The organism is Vibrio cyclitrophicus (genome assembly GCF_024347435.1).
Classification (GTDB): Bacteria; Pseudomonadota; Gammaproteobacteria; order Enterobacterales; family Vibrionaceae; genus Vibrio; species Vibrio cyclitrophicus.
This window is the reverse complement of the sequence record NZ_AP025480.1, coordinates 2,073,874-2,096,977: the sequence shown is the minus strand read 5'-3', so window position 1 is coordinate 2,096,977 and position 23,104 is coordinate 2,073,874. Positions and strand designations below refer to the sequence as shown.

28 protein-coding genes are annotated in these 23,104 nt (G+C 42.4%); 15 read left to right on the top strand and 13 right to left on the bottom strand.

The features are described 5' to 3' along the window. Position 1 precedes the first annotated feature (1 nt). Complete coding sequence (locus OCW38_RS09135; protein ID WP_010440385.1) at positions 2–277, bottom strand: nitrogenase-stabilizing/protective protein NifW; 276 nt, start codon at positions 275–277, stop codon at positions 2–4. Positions 278–446: 169 nt separating this feature from the next. On the opposite strand from OCW38_RS09135, the gene OCW38_RS09130 reads away from it, so the two are divergent. Continuing rightward, positions 447–659, top strand: coding sequence for a TIGR02450 family Trp-rich protein (locus OCW38_RS09130; protein WP_010440387.1), 213 nt, complete (start codon positions 447–449; stop codon positions 657–659). Between the two features lie 81 nt (positions 660–740). Here the strand turns inward: OCW38_RS09130 and OCW38_RS09125 are convergent, their stop codons facing one another. Then, a complete protein-coding gene (locus OCW38_RS09125; RefSeq protein WP_010440389.1) occupies positions 741–1,484 on the bottom strand; it encodes an HAD-IIB family hydrolase in 744 nt (247 codons plus the stop codon). Positions 1,485–2,143: 659 nt separating this feature from the next. Between OCW38_RS09125 and proV the strand changes: the two genes are divergently transcribed. Genes proV through proX form a run of 3 tightly spaced genes read left to right on the top strand, consistent with a single transcriptional unit; the run spans position 2,144 to position 5,438 of the window. Then, entirely contained in the window at positions 2,144–3,331 is a 1,188-nt protein-coding gene (gene proV / locus OCW38_RS09120) for a glycine betaine/L-proline ABC transporter ATP-binding protein ProV (RefSeq protein ID WP_010440391.1), read from the top strand. Positions 3,332–3,334: 3 nt separating this feature from the next. Continuing rightward, positions 3,335–4,438, top strand: a complete 1,104-nt coding sequence (gene proW / locus OCW38_RS09115) for a glycine betaine/L-proline ABC transporter permease ProW (protein WP_010440393.1) — start codon at positions 3,335–3,337, stop codon at positions 4,436–4,438. After that, complete coding sequence (gene proX, locus OCW38_RS09110) at positions 4,431–5,438, top strand: glycine betaine/L-proline ABC transporter substrate-binding protein ProX (RefSeq protein ID WP_010440395.1); 1,008 nt, start codon at positions 4,431–4,433, stop codon at positions 5,436–5,438. The genes proW and proX overlap by 8 nt, the downstream gene beginning before the upstream one ends. A gap of 192 nt (positions 5,439–5,630) precedes the next feature. On the opposite strand, the gene OCW38_RS09105 is transcribed toward proX, so the two are convergent. Then, positions 5,631–6,005 (bottom strand): YybH family protein, encoded by a 375-nt coding sequence (locus tag OCW38_RS09105; RefSeq protein ID WP_010440397.1) that lies wholly within the window; start codon positions 6,003–6,005, stop codon positions 5,631–5,633. Between the two features lie 140 nt (positions 6,006–6,145). On the opposite strand from OCW38_RS09105, the gene OCW38_RS09100 reads away from it, so the two are divergent. Further along, entirely contained in the window at positions 6,146–7,012 is an 867-nt protein-coding gene (locus OCW38_RS09100) for a LysR family transcriptional regulator (protein WP_016786256.1), read from the top strand. Between the two features lie 50 nt (positions 7,013–7,062). On the opposite strand, the gene OCW38_RS09095 is transcribed toward OCW38_RS09100, so the two are convergent. The 3 genes from OCW38_RS09095 to OCW38_RS09085 form a co-directional block, all read right to left on the bottom strand. Continuing rightward, entirely contained in the window at positions 7,063–7,482 is a 420-nt protein-coding gene (locus tag OCW38_RS09095) for a BLUF domain-containing protein (RefSeq protein ID WP_016768597.1), read from the bottom strand. Positions 7,483–7,689: 207 nt separating this feature from the next. Next, on the bottom strand, positions 7,690–8,430 hold the full coding sequence (locus OCW38_RS09090; RefSeq protein WP_010440403.1) for a hypothetical protein: 741 nt from the start codon (positions 8,428–8,430) through the stop codon (positions 7,690–7,692). Between the two features lie 272 nt (positions 8,431–8,702). Next, positions 8,703–8,894, bottom strand: a complete 192-nt coding sequence (locus OCW38_RS09085; protein ID WP_010440405.1) for a hypothetical protein — start codon at positions 8,892–8,894, stop codon at positions 8,703–8,705. 480 nt (positions 8,895–9,374) lie between these two features. Between OCW38_RS09085 and OCW38_RS09080 the strand changes: the two genes are divergently transcribed. The 3 genes from OCW38_RS09080 to OCW38_RS09070 all read left to right on the top strand — a co-directional run bounded on the left by OCW38_RS09080 (position 9,375) and on the right by OCW38_RS09070 (position 10,979). After that, positions 9,375–9,803, top strand: a complete 429-nt coding sequence (locus OCW38_RS09080; protein WP_016768598.1) for a hypothetical protein — start codon at positions 9,375–9,377, stop codon at positions 9,801–9,803. A 316-nt stretch (positions 9,804–10,119) separates the two neighbouring features. After that, positions 10,120–10,641: a GNAT family N-acetyltransferase gene (locus OCW38_RS09075; protein WP_010440408.1), complete on the top strand. Its 522-nt coding sequence runs from the start codon at positions 10,120–10,122 to the stop codon at positions 10,639–10,641. Positions 10,642–10,727: 86 nt separating this feature from the next. Then, a complete protein-coding gene (locus OCW38_RS09070) occupies positions 10,728–10,979 on the top strand; it encodes a TIGR03643 family protein (protein ID WP_016786255.1) in 252 nt (83 codons plus the stop codon). A gap of 97 nt (positions 10,980–11,076) precedes the next feature. Here OCW38_RS09070 and OCW38_RS09065 read toward each other — a convergent pair whose 3' ends face one another. Beyond that, positions 11,077–11,268 (bottom strand): hypothetical protein, encoded by a 192-nt coding sequence (locus tag OCW38_RS09065; protein ID WP_229632042.1) that lies wholly within the window; start codon positions 11,266–11,268, stop codon positions 11,077–11,079. After that, positions 11,186–11,359, bottom strand: coding sequence for a hypothetical protein (locus tag OCW38_RS09060; protein WP_010440413.1), 174 nt, complete (start codon positions 11,357–11,359; stop codon positions 11,186–11,188). Before OCW38_RS09060 ends, OCW38_RS09065 begins: the two co-directional genes overlap by 83 nt. Before the next feature lie 387 nt (positions 11,360–11,746). Between OCW38_RS09060 and OCW38_RS09055 the strand changes: the two genes are divergently transcribed. Further along, entirely contained in the window at positions 11,747–12,097 is a 351-nt protein-coding gene (locus OCW38_RS09055; RefSeq protein WP_010440416.1) for a hypothetical protein, read from the top strand. Positions 12,098–12,346: 249 nt separating this feature from the next. Here the strand turns inward: OCW38_RS09055 and rplY are convergent, their stop codons facing one another. Next, a complete protein-coding gene (rplY, locus tag OCW38_RS09050; RefSeq protein WP_010441516.1) occupies positions 12,347–12,625 on the bottom strand; it encodes a 50S ribosomal protein L25 in 279 nt (92 codons plus the stop codon). A 355-nt stretch (positions 12,626–12,980) separates the two neighbouring features. Between rplY and OCW38_RS09045 the strand changes: the two genes are divergently transcribed. From OCW38_RS09045 to OCW38_RS09035, 3 genes are all read left to right on the top strand, one after another. Next, positions 12,981–13,709: a glycosyltransferase family 2 protein gene (locus OCW38_RS09045; protein ID WP_261893775.1), complete on the top strand. Its 729-nt coding sequence runs from the start codon at positions 12,981–12,983 to the stop codon at positions 13,707–13,709. Between the two features lie 14 nt (positions 13,710–13,723). Continuing rightward, a complete protein-coding gene (locus OCW38_RS09040) occupies positions 13,724–15,031 on the top strand; it encodes an LssY C-terminal domain-containing protein (RefSeq protein WP_016786253.1) in 1,308 nt (435 codons plus the stop codon). Positions 15,032–15,351: 320 nt separating this feature from the next. Continuing rightward, the gene (locus OCW38_RS09035; RefSeq protein ID WP_010441510.1) at positions 15,352–15,732 is read left to right on the top strand and encodes a VOC family protein; all 381 of its coding nucleotides are present in this window, start codon (positions 15,352–15,354) and stop codon (positions 15,730–15,732) included. A 116-nt stretch (positions 15,733–15,848) separates the two neighbouring features. Here the strand turns inward: OCW38_RS09035 and OCW38_RS09030 are convergent, their stop codons facing one another. The 4 genes from OCW38_RS09030 to OCW38_RS09015 form a co-directional block, all read right to left on the bottom strand. After that, positions 15,849–17,198, bottom strand: coding sequence for an ATP-binding protein (locus OCW38_RS09030; RefSeq protein ID WP_010441508.1), 1,350 nt, complete (start codon positions 17,196–17,198; stop codon positions 15,849–15,851). A gap of 118 nt (positions 17,199–17,316) precedes the next feature. After that, positions 17,317–17,976 (bottom strand): response regulator transcription factor, encoded by a 660-nt coding sequence (locus OCW38_RS09025; protein WP_010441506.1) that lies wholly within the window; start codon positions 17,974–17,976, stop codon positions 17,317–17,319. Positions 17,977–18,003: 27 nt separating this feature from the next. Next, positions 18,004–18,402, bottom strand: coding sequence for a PepSY domain-containing protein (locus tag OCW38_RS09020; RefSeq protein ID WP_010441504.1), 399 nt, complete (start codon positions 18,400–18,402; stop codon positions 18,004–18,006). A gap of 104 nt (positions 18,403–18,506) precedes the next feature. Continuing rightward, positions 18,507–20,249 carry a DEAD/DEAH box helicase gene (locus OCW38_RS09015; RefSeq protein ID WP_016784579.1) on the bottom strand — a complete coding sequence of 581 codons (1,743 nt, stop codon included), beginning with the start codon at positions 20,247–20,249 and terminating at the stop codon, positions 18,507–18,509. 97 nt (positions 20,250–20,346) lie between these two features. Here OCW38_RS09015 and rsuA point away from each other — a divergent pair, with 97 nt between their 5' ends. The 3 genes from rsuA (at position 20,347) to OCW38_RS09000 (ending at position 23,098) form a co-directional block, all read left to right on the top strand. Continuing rightward, positions 20,347–21,042, top strand: a complete 696-nt coding sequence (gene rsuA / locus OCW38_RS09010) for a 16S rRNA pseudouridine(516) synthase RsuA (RefSeq protein ID WP_010441500.1) — start codon at positions 20,347–20,349, stop codon at positions 21,040–21,042. A 179-nt stretch (positions 21,043–21,221) separates the two neighbouring features. Beyond that, positions 21,222–22,439 (top strand): Bcr/CflA family multidrug efflux MFS transporter, encoded by a 1,218-nt coding sequence (locus OCW38_RS09005; protein ID WP_010441498.1) that lies wholly within the window; start codon positions 21,222–21,224, stop codon positions 22,437–22,439. Further along, on the top strand, positions 22,439–23,098 hold the full coding sequence (locus OCW38_RS09000; RefSeq protein WP_016793752.1) for a DUF2913 family protein: 660 nt from the start codon (positions 22,439–22,441) through the stop codon (positions 23,096–23,098). Before OCW38_RS09005 ends, OCW38_RS09000 begins: the two co-directional genes overlap by 1 nt. Positions 23,099–23,104 lie beyond the last annotated feature (6 nt).

The window sequence follows — 23,104 nt, the reverse complement described above, 5'->3', positions numbered from 1 at the left end:
ACTAGCGACGTTGGCAAGTAGTACAACCACGACAGGCAGAACGTGTGTGGCGATCTAACTTACTACGTTGAACCTTACAGTAGGCGTTTTTCAATGCTCTTCGTCCAGAAAACCAATCGTCGGGCTTTGACAGAATGAGATAACCGTTAAAACGCTTCATCAGTTCTATTCTGTTTTGGTCGATGAACTTGCTATCAAACCCAATTTCAAAGTAATCAAGCGCTTGTTCGATAGAAGTGAAGCTCGTTATTTTTTGTTGGAACTCTGTTTGATTCATGGGTAGCTTATTTGTGACTCATCAATAACAGGTATTGTACTAAGCCTATGGTTTGATTTATTGACCTTAGTTATGAGCTCCCCAGTTTTAAGTGTCAACTTACAGATTAAAGTGATCCCTTTTGTTATTGCGTACTTATAGTTTGAAACATCACAGCGAGAGATAACCCATGAATCGAATTAATCCAAAGAAATTACTTCGCAGTAAATGGACTGCCGTTAGCCCAGTAAAAAAAGAAAAGCACTTTATGATCACAGAGGTTGAATTTGAAGAAGGGGAGGTAATTCGTTGCTTAATAGAGGCAGTGATGACCAAACGAGAGGAAGCTATTAACTGGCGAGAGCTAACCGACAACCAACATTGGCTCCCTGGTTGGAAGTAGGAGTAAGAAAAGTAATCGAGAAGCCTTTTCCCTTGATTAAGAAACAGGTTCGTGGCTCACGAGCTAGTACCTATCCACTATTTACAGATGTTTGTTTACAGATGCTCGTTTTTGCCAGTACTTCAGCCCCTCTAAAACGCCCGCGGCGTGTGTTGCTGTGCTGGTGTAAACATTTTCTCTGTCGGACAGGTGAGCAACTTCCGGATAATGGTTCGCCACCAATATAGAGTTGACGCCTTCTATAGTAAGCATAGATGTGTCGTTCGCAGAATCACCTGCAACGCAAACTTCTTCAACACTCAAATCATGCTGTTGGAGCAGATGACGAATCGCCGTGGCTTTATTAACTCCTTTGGGCGTTATATCTAAGTACCAGTCGTGAGAGTAAGTGAGATGGACGTCTAGGCCGTGCGATTTCAAGCTCAATCCAATCAGCGTTTGTTGAGGTTCAGATAATTTCCCTTCAAAAGTAATTTTGTAATCGCCTTGATGGTTTTCCAAACGTTCACCCATGAAATTCAGTGATGCGAGTGCCAACTCTACTTTTGATTTGTTCCAAGAAGCTTCTAACTGGTTATGCCAAATATGATCAGGCAATTGGGAGTGGTTGTGATGAATTCTTGTACCAACATCGCTGATAATACTGTGGGGTTTTGGGTAATTGTTTGAAGCTAATCCAACCCTGATGGAAGGTAAGGTTCTACCTGTCGCAATGATAAAGCGGATATCTGTTTGGTCAGCTAAGTAGTCAGATAACTGATTTACTCCATGAGATGAGCCTCCATCAAGTGTCCCATCAAAGTCACACACCAACATTTTTATCATCAGAATCCCTTTTTTTTCTTTAATCGATAGGCAGAAAAGATCGACGCCTTGCATAAAGAATGGCTCAGCTGCTAGTACTCTACAAGTCGTCTTTTGGTCTAGATAATCGATATTTGATAGTTTGCAGCAAGTATCACAACTGGTGTTGTATTTTTAAAGGTTGAAGATATTTCGACCAACCTGGGTTCATCTTAATAGAATTGGCTTTATCGACTTTTTCCCTTTATGCCGTGATTTTGCCACTTTTCTGTTCGCTTGAACTTCCAGTTTTTAAGCACCCGAAAAACTTAACCAATAGTTTGTATTCGAATTATTTGTACACGAACTATTTATACTTAATTTTGGTTCGTTCAGCCTATTCCTCGTACTAATGTAAAATAAATATTCAATAATCTGTCAGTAAGTAATACATAATTCCGTGCGCATTTGTGATTACTTAATGTCTTTTATTATCAGTATTTTATTGAATTGTTATTTTTACTTTAACCTTGTTTTTTATGTGTGATTTGGTGGTTTTTACCGTCTGTTACCGAATGCAACCCCTTGATTTACTCTGCTAGATTGCTTAGAGTGCTAATTGTTTTTTTGAATTTAGATGACCATTTTTAAGTTTAAATAACCATTTTTAAGTTTAAATAACTAACAAAGGATTAGATTTCATGGATCCCATACTGGAAGTTAAGGGACTGTACAAGGTGTTTGGTGAAGACACCGACCGTGCTTTTACGATGATCAGTGAAGGCGCAAACAAAGACAAAGTTTTCGAAGAAACAGGTCTAACGATCGGCGTTAACGATGTTTCTCTTAGTATCAAAGAAGGCGAGATTTTCGTAATTATGGGACTGTCAGGATCTGGCAAATCAACCCTAGTACGCCTTCTTAATCGCTTAATTGAACCCACCAAAGGTAATGTGCTTCTTCGAGGCAAAGATATTGCCCACATCTCAGAAGATGAACTCCGCGAAGTTCGCCGCAACAACATCTCTATGGTTTTCCAAAATTTCGCTTTGATGCCACACATGACGGTGATAGAAAACGCAGCATTTGGCCTTGAGCTTGCGGGTGTTGAGCTAAGTAAACGCAAACAATCTGCATTTGAAGCCTTGGAGCGAGTAGGTCTTGGGCCGTATTCGGAATCTTACCCAGATGAATTATCTGGTGGTATGAAGCAACGTGTTGGTTTGGCTCGTGCCCTAGCATGTGACCCAGATATCTTGTTAATGGATGAAGCATTTTCTGCACTCGACCCTTTGATTCGTACTGAAATGCAGGATGAATTGATTCGTCTTCAAAACGATGACAAACGTACGATTGTGTTCATTTCGCATGATTTGGATGAAGCAATGCGTATTGGTGACCGAATTGCGATTATGCAAAATGGTGAAGTGGTTCAAGTAGGCACCCCTGACGAAATTCTTAACAATCCGGCTAACGATTACGTTGAAGCCTTTTTCCGAGGCGTAAATGTAGCAAGTGTTCTTACTGTGAAAGATATCGCACGTAAGAAACCGGCTGCAGTATTTAAGAAATCGGAACACGATGGCCCAGCTTCTGCTCTGCAAATTCTGATGGATAATGACCGTGAATACGGCATCGTTATCGATAAAAGCAGCCTTTACTCAGGCATCGTTTCTGTCGATTCTCTTCGTCAAGCTCACAAAGAGAACAAATCTTTGGTTAGTGCGCAGCTCGATGATGGTTTAACGCTGAGCCCAGATTTACCTATCAATGATGTACTTGGCCTTGTTGGTGGTGTGCCTTATTCAGTCCCTGTTGTGGATGAACAAGGCAATTACTTCGGTGTGGTGACTAAATCACGACTGTTACAAACATTGGATAAGGGGTAGATCATGTCATCAGAACAAACGAATAATGACCCATGGTCACAATCTACTGTTTCAGAGCAATCGACCCAGCCATCAAGTGATCCTTGGGGTCAAGCAACTGACACCTCACCATCGGCGGATTGGTTAAGCAGTGAAACGGTAGAAACCATACCTTTTGACCCACTTAACCCATTTGCCGAAGCAGTATTGCCTGTCGATACTTGGGTTGAATCTGGTTTGAATTGGTTAGTTGAACACGGGCGTCCGTTATTTCAGGCAATACGAATTCCTATCGATTTCATTCTAAGTTCATTTGAAACGGCATTAGTTTCTACGCCAGCCCCGTTTATGCTTATCATTCTATTTTTGTTGGCATGGCAGTTTTCAAACTTGAAGTTGGGTCTTGCGACTGCAGTATCGCTTACTTTTATCGGTTTGATTGGTGCTTGGTCTGAAGCGATGACCACTCTTTCATTGGTTATGACATCGGTATTCTTCTGTTTATTGATAGGCTTACCAATGGGTATCTGGCTCGCCCGAAGTAATACTGCTGCTAAATTTGTGCGTCCAATTCTAGATGCTATGCAAACCACGCCAGCTTTCGTTTATTTGGTACCAATTGTTATGTTATTTGGTATTGGTAATGTGCCGGGCGTAGTGGTAACCATCATATTTGCACTGCCACCAGTGGTACGTTTGACCATCTTGGGCATTCAGCAGGTACCTGAAGAGCTGATAGAAGCAGGTCACTCATTTGGTGCCAGCAAAAAGCAGATGTTATATCGAATTCAATTGCCATTGGCATTGCCAACTATCATGGCAGGCGTGAACCAAACGTTGATGCTGTCGCTATCTATGGTCGTTATCGCGTCAATGATCGCAGTCGGTGGTTTAGGCCAGATGGTATTGAGAGGTATCGGCCGTCTAGATATGGGACTTGCGGCTGTCGGCGGTCTGGGCATCGTTATTCTTGCTATCTTGCTTGATCGCATTACTCAAGTTTTAGGCGCTAACGCAGGCAACACAAAATTACGCTGGTATCAGATGGGACCTGTTTCTCTTGTACTTAACGCATTCAATCTCGGCAACAAATCAGAACTACAATTAAGGAAAAAAACCAATGAATAATTCATGGAAGAGTAAACTTGCTGTTAGCATCGTTTCTACATTAGCAGTATCAACTAACCTTTGGGCTGCAAGCTTACCGGGTGAAGGTGTATCTGTTCAGCCAGTTCAATCTTCTGTCGCTGAGGAAACATTTCAAACGTTGATCGTAAACCGTGCGTTAGAAGAACTTGGCTACGACGTAAAAGCGACACAAGAAGTGGACTACAACGTAGCTTACACTTCTATCGCAAAAGGTGATGCAACGTTCTTAACAGTAGGTTGGTTCCCACTTCATGCTGATAAATACAAAATGGCTGGTGGCGATGACAAATTCTATCGTGAAGGTCAGTATGTAAGTGGCGCGGCACAAGGTTACCTAATTGATAAAAAAACGGCAGAACAGTACAACATTACTAACATTGGCCAACTGACCGACCCGAAAATTGCAAAACTGTTTGATGCAAACGGTGATGGTAAAGCAGACTTAACGGGCTGTAACCCTGGCTGGGGTTGTGAGATGGTTATCGAACATCAACTTTCAGCATTCAAACTTGATGATACAGTTACGCATAACCAAGGTAACTATGCCGCCATTATTGCTGATACGATTTCGCGTTACCAAAAGGGTGAGTCGATTCTTTACTACACTTGGACTCCATACTGGGTGAGTGGCGTGTTGGTTCCAAATGAAGATGTAGTGTGGCTAGAAGTACCATTCTCATCTCTTCCTGGCGATCGTGCTGATGTCGATACAACGTTGTCGAATGGTAAAAACTACGGTTTCCAAATGAACTCGATGCGCATTATCGCGAACAAAGAGTTTGCTAAGAATAACCCAGCGGCGGCGAAGCTTTTCGAAATCATCAAATTGAACATCAACGATGTAAGTGCTCAGAACATGATGATGAGCAAAGGCAAAAACAGCTCTGCTGATATTGAAGCGCATGTAAACGGTTGGATTAAAGCGAATCAAAGTACGTTTGATGCTTGGATTGCAGAATCGAAGAAAGCAGCACTTTAATAACACTTACTTGTATTCGTCCAGACAATATCTGGCCCTTTAATTTGATATTATGAGCGTGTTTAGCGCCAGTGTAGAGTCGCCGAATCACCATCAAATTAAGTAAAGCAATGGCAAGTGTTAATCACTAAAAAAAGCCAGCAGTCTTATTTGGACTGCTGGCTTTTTGCTTTCTGTTTTACTCTTGAGCTTCTAGCGTTCGCCTTGAACTTCAAAGTAGTCGCTTACTAGGCGAGCATGGCCATCGCCTTCCAAAGCCCAGTGCTCACGGTGCACGACACCGAATGCCTTGTTCATCGTCCAGCTTGCAGTCAGGATGTAACCACCTTCTGGGTGTTCTGCCCACGTCACGTCTGTGTAATCAACGTCTTTGAAGCCTTGGTCAATAATATTCTGCCAAAATGCTTGAATCGCTTCACGACCTTCAAAAACACCAAACGGACGCGCTTCCATCACACATACTTCAGTGTATTGAGCTGCACACTCTTTGGCATCTTGGCTGTTGAATGCTTTCTGCCATGCGTCAATGCCTTGCTTGCATGCTTCTAATATTTGGTTGTTTAACATTATTCTCTCCATAACAGTCTTCTTTCAAACACTGTGTTTTGATTTGGGTATCTTGATAAGTTGGATTCAGTTTAGTTCTATAAATTGAATGGAAAAACAGAGATAATAAAAAAGACTGTATGTAAAAAGAGAACAATTAAATGAATAAGCTAAAGCAGATGTCTATTTTCGCTCATATTGTAGAGCAGGGTTCAGTATCAGCGGCGGCTGAAAAGCTTGAACTATCTAAGTCTGTCGTCAGCCAGCACCTTAAAATACTGGAACAAGAGTTAGGCGCCTCACTTCTTAAACGAACAACGCGGAGACAGATCCTGACCAGTATGGGGGAGCGTTTTTATCTAAGCTGTAAAGACATCAACGTGATCGCTGACTCTGCTTGGGATATGGCGAAAGCAGAATTAGAAGAGCCACAAGGTCGGATTAGAATCACGGCGCCGAATGCGCTGATGGACTTGCTCGTCGCGCCTGTTATTGCAGAGCTAATGAAGCAATACCCGAAATTAGAACCAGAACTGATTGGTGATGACCAGCACTTGGACTTCATGGAGCACGATATTGATCTCGCGGTACGAGTGGGAAGCTCACGTGACAGTAACCTTAAGCAGAAGCGTTTGGGTGAGTTCAAAGACGTGTTATGTGGCGTCGAAAGTATGCGAGATAGTGAACTTACTTCTATTCCATACATTGCAAACTCGTGGCAGGGAAAGCAGGTGACTCATTCTTTCACTTCTAACAGTGAGCAAGACTTTGTTTACCAACAACAAGCCAGTTGCACCACTAACTCATTCCACAGCTGTCTTGCCTTAATCAAATCAGGCGTTGGTATTGGTGTAATACCAGATTTCTACCTTCATCAGCTATCCGATGATGTGGTCGATGTCATACCGAACTTTCAATTGCCAACTAACACGGTCTATGCGTTAACCCCATTCGCTGCAAACACACCGATCGCCATTAAACTATGTGTTCAAGCATTGGAAGATAGACTCAAAAATGACTTCATTTAATTGGTGTGAGGTTTTCATCTTAATAACCGTCTACTCGATGTTAAGGGAGATTACTCAGATGGCAGGTTCTGCTTCAGCTCTAATAACATTTGATACGCGCTTTCCCCAGACATTTCATATGGGTTAAATTGGTTAGAGGCCGAAAATTGTAAGTTCAACAATTCAGTCAAGCTAGATTGGGGAATATCACCCATTGACCAATCACCAAACTGTCGGCTATCAATTTCTTTGTAATAGAGAATTGTCACGTTGTTGTGGCGATGGTCATTGAGAATATGGTTGTAGGTATGATTGACCGCATCTCTCGACCCCTCTATACACTGAAGAAAATACTTTTGATTATGACTAAGTAGCCCAGTTAAATGGCTTTGTTTATTGTGGTCACGGGAAATATCCAAAATATCATCTAAAGCTTTGGCGTCGCAACTTTCGCAAAGCGTACTGACATAAATCAACCGAGTTAGGAACATAAACACCACTTCAATTTTTGTTTAAAGGTTACCTACAAATATAAGCCAAGTTGATGGAATTGCGAATTCAGCGACAAAACAGGGTGTTCTAATGATTGATTAGTCAGTAATTATCAGAATCTAATTGGCTTGTTAGTGCGGAATTTTATGAACAAGGAGTATCATAACAATACTCCTTGTTCACTTTTCATGATATTTAGACTGACGTTAGTAGTGACCAGGGAATGTCGGACTAAATACAGGGTAGAGTGCTCTCAGCTCATCTTGGCTAAGGTAGCCACGTTGAGTCTTGATGACTTCTCCATTTTCTCGGTATACAGCCATAGCACTTGAGTAGGTGCCGGTTTCTAACCAAGAGGTCTTGAATTCGGCACAATAAGCGTCGATACAATTTCGTGGGTTTTGAGTGGCCCAACTGCCAAATCCAGTCTTCCAACCCAATAGTGTAGAGCCTTCACTTACGATTTTATCGTCATCAATGTAATGAAAACTTGATGAAGAGTGTTCAATTTCGATTTCGGTATTTCCAATTAAATCACTGTAAAATACGTAAGTAGGCCATAAGTCAGCGGTGTTATGAGAAAGAATGAAGGTCACTTTAGCTGAGCCTTCTAATAATTGTGTTTCACGCTCTATAGTAAATATGATTCTTTCTTGTATGTCCGCAAGGTTGCAGCTCCAAAGTTGACACGCATTGTACATCTCGTCGTAACTTGTTCCCCAGCGTTGGGCTGCTTCAACTATTAACGCGTCTTTAGATGGATTTAAGTCTGTATCTTCATCAGGATTGGTTTGATCGCCCGCAGAGCCATCGCCGCCTTCTGGTGGTAAGATCGGTTTTTCAGGGTTATGAGGTGCTGAACCATCAACTGAATTAGAATCATTTGAGCTGTTACATCCGGTCAGTAACGCCGCTATTAAGGAGGCAAATAAAGCTGTTCTTTTCATTTTGAAACTACTCTCTACTTTAGAAAAAAGTATCCTAACTATGTGACAAGCATTATCTTTCAATGATGGCTTATCGATAACTTTCCATTGATAGATGTATAGTATTTGCGATGTTTACAACTGGCTAACTAGTGGTTTGAATATGAATAATAAGTAGCGCTTATCACGAGAAGGCGGAAGCAGGTGAAGTGCAGAGTCATGCTTTTATCTCTAATCAATAAACGGTGAGCTATATTATCTAAGCCCACCATCTAAGTAATTGAATCTAATATTTAGTTATTCACTACTGAGATTGACTCAACATTTGAAGATAGGTCGAAGCGAACATTAACAAGTACATCTTCACGTTTAAAAGTCACATCATCAAAATCTGTTGTCGCAATTTTAAATCCATTTCTTGCGAATAAGCTCGTCACAATTGTGCGTTGTTTTTGTTCCATTGCGTTTGTCAGTAGCTTGTCCATTATTATTTCCCTTGAGTAACCGTATGCATAAAGCAAAGGTACAGCTTCCAATTTATGAGATCAATTGCTTAATAGACAGTCATGGTTAATGTGTTGTTTAGTATTATTCAGGTATGTTTTATTGTGATAGAACGGGGTGTTTTTTTTACGTTTACTTATTGAATTTCAAGAATTTTGTGATGTGGCTTCAAGCGGCTTTGTGCGTTTTAGCAACCAGTATAATTATGAGTGAAACATATGCTTACAAAGTTGTAGGTTTTGCAGGCTAATATCATCTGTGCATTAATCTGATACTCAGCGGTAGTTCGGGTGAAGCATTACATGGGTGTCACTAATGCTCAGGCCCCTTCTAATTATGATAAATGTTATTAACCATATAAGCTTGATTTTAATATTGGCTTGATTTATAAATTCACCGTTCATTAATAACTTCATGATTATATTAGCTTTTACTAACCTTTAATAACATGGAGAAAAGCGATGAATAAGAACCATAAGCGCAATAGGTTGGCGAATATAATGCGATTTCGTAAGTCTTATAAGGAGACTGATTTTCTTGTAAATGACAGTGAATTACGAGTTAAGAAGGACGTTTATAGCTTACGGAAAATTAAACAGTTAGAAGTTCGTCAGTTAGGCCTTAAAGAAAACGCAATCAATATCGTTTCATTGGCTTTGGTGCTTTCCGCTGCTACTTGGGCATTTGTACCTCAGTTTGGTTTGCCTATGCTTGCACTGACTTTTATTTTGGCCTTTATCTCATGGCGAAGATATGAGTTGCGTGTAGAGTTTAAAGGGTCAGATGAAACGGGCGATCATTGGGTGTCTGTCGCTCGTGGTTGTACTCGCGAAGAATTCAAAGTCTTGAAAAACGTTGAGTTGGAGTTACGTGACCAGGTTTATTCGTAAACTAGTTTTCGTACTGTAGATAGCATCACTCTAACTACGCTTGTGAAAACAAAAAGCTCGTCATTATTTGACGAGCTTTTTGTTTTCTGAATAGCATGAATAAAGTATTCCATTATTTAACAACGATTGTTATTCGTATGATTCTTGAGTTGTGGCATTTATGATTTGGTTTTGTTCTTAGATGTAGTGATTGTTAAAACGTCAAAGGGACTATATTCAATTTCTAGGCTGGGATTTGAACTGTACGGTTTACATTGGCTCCTAATGATAGTTATCGTTGAGATTGATAACCCTTTTAATCAGGTTTGGAAAGTATATGAAAGTCACTATTAGGCCCGCCATGCCAAGTGAATTGGCCGCTATTTATGCTTTGGTCACCTCAAACGATGAGTGGACGAAGTTTAACGGCCCTTATTTCCCGTACTCCCACCCATCATTTGAACAGTTTGAAAGTTGTTCGTTCCGACGGTTACTCAATGGAGCTGATTTACAGCTGGTGGTTGTAGACGGTGTGCCTGTAGGAACCGTCAATTGTTATTGGGAGTGTGAAGAGACCCATTGGCTTGAAGCTGGCGTTGTTATTTATGATTCTAAATATTGGGGTAAGGGCATTGCAGCGTTAGCACTTCCTTTTTGGGTCTCTTATTTATTCGAAAATAAGCAGATAGAGCGTGTGGGTTTAACGACTTGGTCGGGTAATCCGCGGATGATGTCACTGGCGTTGAAGTTGGGTTTTCAACAGGAAGCGAGACTAAGAAAAGTACGCTTTTATAAAGGCGAGTATTATGATTCAGTTAAGTATGGCCTGTTGCGTTGTGAGTGGTTGGAACGCCATTAACGACTTGTAAATATAACGGATAACTCTTTGATCTAAAAATCGAGAACGAGCGTATTTTTGTCTAGTTTAACTAGGATGAGTGTGCAATGAAGTTATCGAGAGAAAGTGAATCAAGAATTATAGAGATGGCGTGGGAAGACAGAACGCCATTTGAGGCCATTGAGTTACAATTTGGTTTGAATGAATCTGAAGTGATTCGCTTTATGCGTGCCAAATTAAAGCTGGGGAGTTTCAAGTTGTGGCGGTCGCGTGTTTCCGGGCGATCAACAAAGCATTTAAAGCTTCGTAGGTCGGATGTTTCGAGAGGTTATTGCCCGACCCAGTATAAGCAGCGTTAGAGTGTTCATACCTTAGCGCTGTGTTATCGCGCTTGAATTTGTACAGCTTAGTGGATGATGAATTCATCCACACTAATCTATCAAACTGAATTAAAGGTCAGTTGGCTTTGCGCTTAACCATTTTGTTCACAGCTTTCAAAGAAGACTTAACCATCACTGTGTGCGATTTTATTTCCTTAATACTTTTAACAAATATCGAAGATAAGTTAAGAAGACAAATGACGAACAGCACGAACGTCGTTTTCAATCCGAATGACATCACCTTGAGGTCCGTACCCGTTAGGGTAATCTTTCGCGTTGCCTGTTTTCGGTTCTGCGCGTTGAGCGCCCGCGCCATGTACATCAAGTAGAGTGCACGTTTTTGATTTTGGTCTCTTCATATAACCTAAGCATTCGTCGAAGCAGAAGTAGGCAGCTTGTGATTGTGACTTTGGACCAACGCGGAGGTGAGTCGTGTTACTCCAAAATGCAGGGTAGTTAAGCTTTCCTTGTTCGTCTTGAATTGAGGATATCGAAAATACAGGGTCAATCGCTGCAGAGTTTGTTGCTTGAGGCGAACGGTATTTCCACGAACTAGACGAGCAGTGAACTTGTTTGGTGCGTGGATGGACAAGTGGATATCCTTACACATTAGGTTCACTTCGAACTGTCGTTAACTATCTATTACCACAGTATTTATATGCTTGAAATATTAGACTATTGTTAAGTTACAGTGATACTTAGTTGAGGGTTCGGAAATGACAAGGTTTGTATTGGTAATATTGTTTATGCTTATTTCTACTGGTTGCGGAACCAGTGACAGTGCTTTAATGAAGAGTGGCCATAACGAATCTTACATACAAGGTTTCCATGACGGTAGACACAGCGGAATGCAAGAAACTGGTAATGACTTCGAAGACTATATAAAAGATGAAAAGCGTTTCAATTCAGATACCGACTACAAACAAGGCTGGCTTGCGGGCGAGTCTGAGGGTAAAAAACTTCAAGATGAAGCAACTTCGATTGGTAAAGGTTTAGCAGGTAGTTATCCACAAAAGACTAAATCGACGAGCTCTGATGATGTAGCAAAAGAAGCATTGAAAGGTATCGATACATCAGGGTTGGAGAACTTGGAATAGGGGGCAAAACACGTAAGTCTTCAATCCTTCTTACTATAAATATCCCGACAGAAAGGTAGGTACAAAGAGGCAGTAATTGTTTCAGTGTATTACGCGAGATTTACGACGTTTTTCAGGGCTCAAAAACGGTGAAACCCCGATGTTGGTAGCATCGGGGTTTCGAATTTCTAGATTTCTCGACTGGTAAGATCGATTATCTTTTCTATGCAGAAGGCTTGGATTAATCCAATCTTATTCCTTGGTAGGGAATTAGATACGGATGAAGTCCATGTGCTCAACTTTAGGCTTGAACGCGTGACGTTGAACGTCTTGCGGCTTAACCTTAACTTCTGCGCCGTCAATCAGTAGAGTGATTGCTTCGTAGAATTCAGGCTTATCCATTTGGTTGATCACGTCAGCGTGAACAAGTTCGATAGCTACAGCTGCTGCTTCGCCACCGTAGATTACAGCTGGGAATTTACCAGCGTGACGTAGGCGGCGGCTCGCACCTTTACCTAGTTCAGTACGTACTACTGCTTCAAATTTCATAGTTTTACTCTCAAATTAGTAAAAATTAACTTCACACCTCAATGCGACCTTGAGTATGTGGTAATGCTTATGCATAAACGAGTTCATGCTTAAGCGAGCGCGGATACTAACATTACATTCAAATCGGAGCAAGTCAGAAGCCTATCGCAAAGGGAAATTCCTTCGATATTCAGCTCGTTTGACGATAAAACGTTCATTGGTCTTCATTTCTGCCTTTCTCGCCCTTTGTATCACAGACCTTATCTATTTATATCATCAGCTAATGAACGGAAAATGAATGTTCAACTAAGGATTGGTTAAGACTCTGTTAGTTAATCTTAGTGTTAATTAAACAGCAGAATAAATAGGTGAACATATGGAACCGGTTAGCATTATCGTTATTACTTTAAACGAAGAAAAACGCATTGGACGCTTGATGGAAGAGTTGAGCGTCCAAACCCATCAGGAGTTTGAAGTTATCGTTGTCGATTCAAACAGCGAAGACAACACAAGAGAAGTGGCGCAGGCCTATGAAAGTGCATTGCCAAACTTAACGGTTCACCACATGGAAACACGTGGTGTGAGCTTGGGCAGAAACACGGGAGCTTCTTTGGCTCAGTACAACAGAATCCTCTTTTTAGACGCTGATGTAAGCTTACCTCGAAACTTTCTTGCCAAAGCGCTTTATGAATTGGACGAGAAGAGACTTGAAGTCGCAGGCGTGTACATGAGCTCTAAGGGTTTGCCGCTTGTTCACAAGTTTGGTTATGGGGGGTTTAACGCCGGGCTATTTGCCACTCAGTTCTTTTTTCCAACAGCGATTGGCGCGTGTATTTTCTCGACTAAGCGAGTACACGATGAAATCGGCGGGTTCGATGAAGAAATTGTATTGTGCGAAGACTGTGATTACGTAAAACGTGCGAGCAAGACATGGCGATTTAGATTCCTGAATATGACTTTTGGTTTTGACCCTCGTCGGTTAGACCAAGACGGTGTTGTTAAAACGGGATCAACTTACCTTAAAGCCAATGTAAGACGTTTCTTTAAGGGTGAAATGCGTAACAACGAGATGAACTACAAGTTTGGTCATTATAAAGAACAGTAAGCGCTGAGGTTGTTATGTTTGATGGACTAGGGCTGTTTTTGGGTGCATTAGGTGACGCACTCATTGGCCCGAACCTATTTGTACCGGGAGAGCCCTTTTTTATCGCTGCGGGCTTTCAACTGTATTCAGGTGCATGGATGGCGTTGGTGCTAGTGATGTTGGGTGGCTTCATCGGAGACCAGTTGAGCTATTTTATTGGATCAAAATGGGGTGCAACCGCACAAAAGAAACTTATAAAATTCCGCCCTAAAACCAAAAGGCTTATGGCTCGATGCCGTTACCTAATCGCAAAGAAGGGCAATTACATTATTGTGGCTGCTCGCCTTCTTGGACCTATTGCTTGGGTCGTACCTTTTATTGCGGGCTCTCATCGCGTTAAGTGGAGTAGCTTTACGCTGCTTTCATCGATTGGGTTGTTGCTTGGTGGTGGACAATTTATTGCATGGGGCATGTTATTGGCACATGGAGTTGAACAGTTTCCATTATTGAATACTGTTAAGGTTTTTCTTACTGAACATCAAAGCTTAATGATTGGCTTGGTCGTCGTTATTGCCTTTGTCACAATCGGATATAAGTTCAAGTGGCGCAGACTGACGCTGAAGACCAGTACACTTTTGGTCGTTTGGTTATGCTACGCAAATTACGCGCACTTCTTCTGGAAGGCCGATGATTTTCAAACTCAACAAGCGCCAGAAGAAACGGCCTCTATTGACTTAGAGCAAGTGATTTATAAAGCATTTCCTGGCTTGTCTCCCGTTTACGATGCACAAGCGATCAATGTTGTGTATGTCGGGGAGTCCCCCCGTGAATTGATGAATCAACTTGGTTGGATAGAGAACCAAACATTTTCTCGACATGAGATTGAATGGACACATTATTTAGCCTTGTTAAAAGCGAATACTCCTCCGGTTTCTGACTTGTATTGGCGAAATCAGCCTCAAGATATGGCATTTCAATTGCCTGGAAACCTAATGAAAAGAAGCCACATACGTTGGTGGAACGCAGGGCTAGACAGTAATAGCAATCAACTTAAGTGGTTAGGGGCAATCAGCTACGATGATGGGCTTAAAGTGACGCCGTACTCAGGTATTGTCACCATACTTCATAAAATTGACCCGAATGTAGATGAAGAACGCGATAGGTTTGCCAAACAGATCAAATCGACTTATCCAAATATTGGTTTGGTGCACTTGCCACTCGCTAACGCAGAAGCTTTGAATGATAATCACGATTATTATACTGATGGCAAAATTCTGATGATTGGAGCAACGACGTACGGCGTTAAATCGCCAGCTTTAAATGTGGCAGTGAACGATATATAGGAGAGTGGTACAAAGCTTGTTAAAGGAAACCTGTTGCTTTGGCTTTTGGCTCATTATCCATCGTTCTAGTGATATGCACCCATATAGTAGTTACCTAACTGCTTATCTTTCTCTCGCTTCTTTCTGGTCTACCCATCCTAGAACAGCCAATAATATGAGCCTTGTTTAATTCTTAAATCGAACAGGGCCTTGCCTTTTCTTCAGCGCTTATTTTAAGTTAAGTAACTTAACCCTCTTATAAGCTACTTCTCAGCGATAATCTGTTTTCTTTGTCTATGCTAATTAAGGGCGAGTAAGCGGCGAAAGCCAAGGACAACGTTATGCAAATGAATCCGATTGGTTGGTTTGAAATTTATGTCGATGATATGGCGAGAGCGAAGGCTTTTTACGAAGCTGTGTTTAAAGTGAGGCTAGAGAAGTTAGATAACGAAACTGAAATCGACATTGAAATGTGGGTATTTCCTTGTGAGATGGACAGTTACGGTGCAACAGGGGCGCTGTGTTCTATGTCTGGTGTCAAAGCTGGTGGTAACAGCACGATGGTTTATTTCTCTTGTGAAGACTGTGAGACCGAAGCGAGCTTAGCAGCAGCGAATGGTGGTGCCTTACAAGTGCCCAAAATGGCCATTGGTCAACATGGTTTCATTAGTGTTGTCAGTGATACTGAGGGCAATACGATAGGGTTGCATTCTATGAGTTAAAGTGAGCTCTCATTAAGTAAGAAAAAAGAGCAGGAGTTTGCAAATGATAGGCAAACGCCTGCTTTTCGCGCCCAGAAGCTTTATTGTTTTTAAGAAGCCTAAGAAGCCTAAGAAGCCTAAGAAGCTTGAGAGGCCTTTAGAATGAGAGAGGCTTTTAACCCCCCCATAGAGCTCTTGCTTAGAGTTAAACTGCCTCGATAGCTGTGGGCCATTTCGTTCACTATATTGAGCCCCAAACCTGTACCTGGCGTTGTTTCGTCAAGTCGAACGCCTCGCTTGGTGACTTGCGCGAGTTTCTCTTCAGGAATGCCTTTTCCGTCATCTTCAATGACCAATTCAATATTACCGTCTGCAAGCGCGTTGGCGTGAACTCGAATAATACTGCTCGCCCATTTATAGCTATTTTCAAGCAGGTTGCCGACCATTTCATCTAGGTCAGTTTTTTCTACGGCGACTTCAAGTTCAGAATCCAGCTCATTGATCATGGTGACGTCGTTAGCGGCATAGACTTTATCAAAAGCCATCGCGATAGCTTCGACACGTTCACAAGGTGATGACTTCACGGAAAGGATATTCATTGCACCCGCCATGCGTGCGCGGCCAAGGTGATAGTCAATTTGGCTTTGAATTTGATAAATGGGTTGCTGTAAGAGTTTCTTCTCGTTATCGGGAAGCATTTCTATCTCATTTTTCAAAACCGATAACGGTGTTTTTAACGCGTGAGAAAGGTTACCTGCGTGGTTTCGAGCTCGCTCCAATAGCTCTTGGTAATGGAAGAGTAGGGCATTAAGGTCAGAGACTAGCGGAGACACTTCTTTCGGGTAGTTATCACTTAACCCTTGTTGTTCGCCTTTTCTTAGCATCACCAGTTCGCGCTGCATTTTACTTAGTGGCAGTAGTGACCAACTGACTTGAATGCCGATGAGCAGTAGCACCCCTACAAACAACAACATCAAAATAAGCCAAACCTGGCGTGTTAACTGATTGAGTGTTGACTCTAGTGGGTCTTCATCGAGGCCAATAGTAATGGTGACAGGCTCACTCAGTTCAGGTAAGTAAATGTCTTGCTCGATGTAAATCAACTTATCGTCTTGAGGTCCCTTAACGGAGGTGTGAATGGGTGAACGCTTGATGGTAAGATCTTTATCCCATAGAGAACGAGAACGAATGATCTGATCTTGAGTGGATGCACGCCAATAGATCCCGCTGTACGGTTGGTTGAATCTTGGATCGGAAAGACGTTCGGCCATGATAAGGTTGCCGCTGTTACTTGTTTCGATGTTTGCAGTTAACTCGTCCATAGTAAGACTCAATTGCTGCTTTACGTCATCGACCAAGTAATCATTAACCAATTTTGGTATACCGATACCAGCAGCAAGTATCATTGCACCCAACCAAAAAGCCGCAGCGAGAAGCAAGCGGCTTTTTAGACTGATGTTTTTAAGCGTTCTTTTTTTTAGATTCATGCATTTCTAGCCTGCCTTTGCTCGTTGCGATTTATCAGTATTACGGTGATCAGAACAGGCTATCCACTTATTTGATGTGTATTTGATTAATGATGGCGCTTGTTAATTGACGATCGCGCTATTCAGCATTCAGTTGGTAGCCGAGGCCACGAACGGTTTTTATGATCTTTGGTGCGATTTTCTTACGAATACGCCCGATAAACACTTCCACGGTGTTTGAATCGCGGTCAAAATCTTGTTTGTAAATGTGTTCAACCAATTCCGTACGTGAAATAACCTTGTTTTGGTTATGCATGAAATACGCGACTACTTTGTATTCGAGTGCGGTTAAGCTGACAGCTTGACCTTGCCACAAAACTTTTGAACTGCGCGTGTCTAAGCTGAGATCGCCAATCTGTAGCACTGGAGCGGCACTGCCAGATGCTCGGCGTAACTGAGCGCGGATTCGAGCAATCAGCTCTACCATTTCAAATGGCTTGGTTAGATAATCGTCAGCGCCAGCATTCAAGCCTTCTACTCGTTGAGTTAATGTGTCTCTAGCACTTAAAATAACTACGGGTGTATTGATGTTTTCGTCTCGAATGCCTTTCAATACGGTTAAGCCATCTAATTTTGGTAAGCCTAAGTCGAGAACAATCACGTCCCACTCTTCAGATGTTGCCCGATACAGTGCGTCAATACCATCTTGAGAAAGCTCGGGTACCCAGTCGGCTCCCTCAAGTGTTTCAATAATTTGTTGGCCTAAACGAGGTTCGTCTTCAACGACTAAAATTTTCATGTTTACTCTTCTTATTTTTATGAACTACTAATTAGCGCTTTTTATAGCGTCTTTAAAGTTTCGGCCTTTTATCATTAACATTTCTAGCGTTTCAGCGTTGTATTCGACTTTGATAATGTTGTTTTGATGATTAATTTTGAGTTCGTAAACCCAAACGTCGTCATCTTCTTCAAGCTCTACTTTAATGATTCGACCATGCAGATCGTTTTCCACTGCCGCGTACATTTCTGAGAAAGGGCGGATATAGCCTTCTTGTACTGCGTCGTAGACTTCGTCTTGATCTTCTTCAAATTCGATACGAGTTCCTGCTTTGTGGACATCTTGTACGAGGTCATGACCGTTATGATCAGAGTCGGCCCAGACACTGGCAGAAACCAATAAGCCGAAGCTTATAGAAAACAAAGAAATCATAGCTTTACTAAACATAGCGAATCCTAGAGAAGGTTGATAGCGTTCAGTATAAAAAAGTAATTCTGAACAGAAAGTGAACCTGATTAATTATGAGCTTTAGGTTCTCAAAAAATGAGGTATTAGCGCTGTTGAAGCTCGTCTTCGAATATCTTGTCTCTCATTTTCCAAAAGCGTCCCACTTTACGTGCAATCACAAATTGAGGCGGGCGAAATCGATGTTGGTGAGCAACAACTTTGGTTGGTGACGCTTCCTCAAACGGTCTGTGTCTGTCGGCAAGGTGAGGGCGAACAAACTGATCCTTAAAATTCTGCTTCTGTTTCTTGGTGGTTAATGACCAAAACTCATGCACTTGTGCTTGGTTTTCTCCACGGTAAGTGACCTTAAGCTGCGACTTGCCTTTTTCGTCCTTGAGAACGTTAAGGTCCATTTCTAAACACTCAAACACCAACGCATCTTTGAGGTTTAACGCTTCTTTAAGTTTTTTATCTGGGTCAACTAAGGTGGCATCGCATTCGTGGCAAATACGTGCGGCAATGTCGTTGTCCGCGCCGCATTCACCGCAATATTTAGCTCTAAAGCGATAGTTACAGTGCTCGCGCTCCCCTGTGTCTTCATCGGTAAAGTAGCCTTGGCATTTTCGCCCAAAGTGTTCGAGTAAGAAGCCGTTGCTGTCTAGCTTGCCCCAGAAGTTATTATTGAAGCCGCAAGCAGGGCAGGGAATGGTGATGATCTCACTGTCTGAATCCGGCTTAGGATCGCCGACTTCAGGTTGGTAGAGGTCGTAACTGTTGCCTGCATAATCTAATACCAAACACTCTTTTTTGCCTGGAGACAAACGTAATCCACGACCAACAATTTGTTGATATAAACTGATGGACTCTGTCGGTCGTAAAATTGCGATTAAATCCACATGTGGCGCGTCAAAACCTGTGGTTAATACCGATACGTTAACTAAGAATTTGATTTTACGTTCTTTGAAATCGTTGATGATTTGGTCGCGCTCTAGCGTAGGTGTGTCACCAATCACGATGGATGATTCACCTTCAGGGAGTAAGCTCAGGATCTCTTGTGCGTGTCTAACGGTTGCAGCGAATACCATGATGCCGAGTTTGTCTTTGGCCAGCTCAATGATTTGGTCGACAATTTGTGGCGTGGCGCGTTTCGATTGTTCGATCACCATATCGAGCTCAGCTTCTTTATAGCGACCAGTGCTTGCTGGTTTTAACTGAGAGAAGTCATAACTCAAAACCGGAGCATCAATCATGCGTGCTGGCGTAAGAAAGCCTTCGTCTAATAAGTAGCGGATCGGCAGTTCGAAAATACAGTCTCTGAAAAATCTCGGTTCTTCAGAACGCACTTGGCCACGTGTGTGGTATTGATAAAGCCAACCCATACCAAGACGATATGGGGTTGCAGTCAGCCCAAGCACTTTGATACCTGGATTGTTCTCGCGCAAGTGAGTGATCACTTTCTGGTAGCTACTGGTCTTTTCATCCGGTACACGGTGGCATTCATCGATAACCAATAATGAAAACTGATTAGAAAATGAATCGAGATTGCGAACCACGGATTGAACCGACGCGAATACCACTTGCTGGTCGGTTTCTTTACGGCCTAAACCGGCAGAAAAAATCGAACCTTTTAACCCATAACCTTCATATTTTTCATGGTTTTGCTCTACTAACTCTTTAACGTGAGCAAGCACCAAAACGCGGCCTTTGGCAAGCCTTGCTAGCTCTGCAATGACTAGGCTTTTTCCTGCACCCGTTGGCAGCACCAAAACTGCTGGAGTTTGGTGTTTTCTGAAGTAATGTATCACTGATTTTACGGAGTCAGCTTGGTATGGGCGGAGTGTATACATATCGAGTCTTGTATGGTGAAAAACAAATAGTGTGAAATAGCTCAACTAATTGAGCAAAGGTGACTATAATACCCGACTTAGATTAGTTGAGGTATTCATGCGTTTAGATAAATTTCTGTGCGATGCGTTAGGCGTCACTCGAAGAGAAGCAACACACTTATTAAAATCAAAAGCAGTGACTGTTAATGATGTCATTCAAAAAAGCGGCTCACTTAAGGTAACTGAAGAGTGCGTTGTGGAATGGCAAGGCAATGAACTTCACGTTCACGGCCCACGTTACATCATGCTTTATAAGCCAGAAGGCTTTGTTTGTTCGCATGAAGATGGCGCAAATCGTATTGCGTTTGAATTGCTTGATGAAATCAAAATGGACAAGCTGCACTTTGCAGGTCGTCTCGATGTTGATACCACTGGTCTTGTATTGATTACTGACGATGGTAAGTGGTCTCACCGCATCACGTCGCCAAAGCACAAGTGCGAAAAAACATACCGTGTATGGCTTGTTGAACCTGTTGAAGCGGACTACGTTGAAAAATTCAAAGAAGGCATTCAGCTTAAGAGCGAAGATGGCCTAACACTTCCTGCACACCTTGATGTACGTGCTGAGCGTGAAGTGCTTTTAACGATTCACGAAGGCAAATACCATCAAGTAAAACGCATGTTTGCGGCGCTTGGTAACAAGGTTGAAGCATTGCATCGCGAGCGTATCGGTGAAATCGAGATGGACGAATCTCTGGAGTTGGGTGAATACCGTTATCTAACACAAGAAGAAGTCGACTCTATCTGGAAGTAGTTTTTTCTATTGTAAAATGTGGCCGACCAAGGATAGCGTCGGCTGATTATTGTGACTGGTACTAGGACAGTTTCAGCCATTATTACTATTTGCGTATTTATATATCGCTATGTGTATATTCGCGTATCACTGTGTGCATGTTCATGCTCACATAAAACCTAGTACTTAGTCGGAGAGTTATGCAAACGTCTACCCAACAGACCCCAAAATCACAACCACAAACTCCTCAGTTAGGTTGGATGCTATTTTTGGTTCTGGGGGCGATTGGTGCACTGACACCACTCGCCATCGATATGTACCTGCCCGCAATGCCAACGATCGCCAAAGATCTCGGCGTAACAGCGGGTGAAGTACAAATCACACTCACAGCGTACACCGCAGGTTTTGCGTTAGGTCAGTTGTTACATGGCCCGTTAGCCGACAGTTATGGTCGCAAGCCTGTTTTACTGATTGGTGTCTTCTTCTTTGCAATTGCGTCTGTTGTGAGTGCTACTACTCATGGCATTGAAGCGCTAACGTTAGTTCGTACTGCTCAAGGTTTCGCAGGGGCAGCGGCAGCGGTCATTATCCAGGCCGTTGTGCGTGATATGTTCGACCGTGAAGATTTTGCAAGAACCATGTCGTTCGTTACCTTGGTGATGACGGTTGCGCCACTTATCGCACCTATGATTGGTGGTTACTTGGCATTGTGGTTTGGCTGGCGTTCAATCTTTTGGGTCTTGGCCATTTTTGCGGTGATTGTGATTCTCGCGGTAATAATCAAAATCCCTGAGACACTGCCTGTTGAAAATCGCCAGCCACTGCGCTTTAAAACGACGATTCGTAATTACGCTCGTTTATGTAAAAACCCTACGGCTATGGGCCTGATTTTCTCTGGTGCATTCTCTTTTTCTGGGATGTTTGCATTCTTAACCGCAGGCTCTTTTGTTTATATCGACATTTATGGCGTACGTCCTGATTTGTTTGGTTACTTATTTGGCTTGAACATTGTTGCGATGATTCTGATGACGACAATCAATGGTCGAATCGTTAAGAAGGTCGGTTCTCATACCATGCTGAGAGCAGCGCTGGTCATTCAATTACTGGCTGGTGTGGGTTTACTGGCTGGTTGGGCATTGGATCTCGGGCTTTGGGGTATTGTACCGTTTGTGATGCTGTTTATCGGCACTATTTCTACGATTGGCAGTAACTCTATGGGTCTACTGCTAAGTGGTTACCCTAATATGGCAGGCACGGCTTCATCGCTTGCGGGAACATTGAGATTTGGTACTGGTTCTGTCGTTGGAGCGATCGTTGCGATGCTACCAAGTGACAGTGCTGGGTCTATGGCTATGGTAATGGCTGCGTGTGCAGTAATGTCAGCATTACTATATTGGACATTAGGAAAGAAGGCATAATGTCAAAATACTATATTGAAATTCAGAAGTTAGTGAATGATGCGCTAGGCGAGCTATATGCTTTACATAAATCTGGCAAGGCCATTGACGCACCTATCGCGAACAACCTTTACCTTGTTCGTTGGGTAACAAAGGCGATTAAATCTCAAGCTTATGATCGCGTGATTGTGCCTGACTTGGTTCGCTGGCAGAAACAGGGTCGCTCAAAAGGCAACAACTCTGATTTAACTTTTACCTTCAAACGTATTTCTGCGTTTTACGGACGTTTTTTCCCTGAAGGCGAAGAGCCTAAAGCGCTAAAAGACAGTGATGTTGAAGCATTTATGGACAAAATGTATGAGATGGGTTGGAGCGTATCGAGTGAAGATGAACTGACCACTGGCGGTAAGATTCAATTCTTCACCGATGGCGAACATTCTTTTGCCTTGTGTGGTAAACAGTGTGACGACTCTTTCAACGGTGAGTTGATGGTTAAGCCGATGAACTGGTTTGTGCGTGGTAATCACGCAGAGTTTATTCAAGCAGCGATGGAAGCAGGCTTTATGCTTCACAAAGTTACAGACTATAAGTCAGCGGTGAAGTACCACGGTGAATACATCGTGTACCCTGCCAACCAAGGTAATCAGTTAGCGGAAATTCCAATCAGTGTTATTGGTTAACTAAGT